Origin of the sequence: Sulfitobacter sp. 15WGC (assembly GCF_005068605.1) — a bacterium.
Taxonomy (GTDB): Bacteria; Pseudomonadota; Alphaproteobacteria; order Rhodobacterales; family Rhodobacteraceae; genus Sulfitobacter; species Sulfitobacter faviae.
The window spans coordinates 1-255 of the sequence record NZ_SZNL01000103.1; the positions used below are offsets into that span (position 1 = coordinate 1).

1 rRNA gene is annotated in these 255 nt (G+C 49.8%); it reads right to left on the minus strand.

Annotation, left to right across the window (positions count from 1 at the left end):
• Window positions 1-255: ribosomal RNA gene (locus FCK22_RS18150) — 23S ribosomal RNA — on the minus strand; the annotation flags it as partial.

The window sequence follows — 255 nt, forward strand, 5'->3', positions numbered from 1 at the left end:
ACGGTACTGGTTCACTATCGGTCAGTAAGGAGTACTTAGCCTTCGAAGGTGGTCCTCCGATCTTCAGACAGGATTTCACGTGTCCCGCCCTACTTAATACGTCCAATCATGCTTCTTATACGGGACTATCACCCACTTTGGTTGCGCATTCCAACGCATTCTAATCACACTCATGGCTCGGCTGGTCCCCGTTCGCTCGCCGCTACTAGGGGAGTATCAATTGATTTCCTTTCCTCCGGGTACTTAGATGTTTCA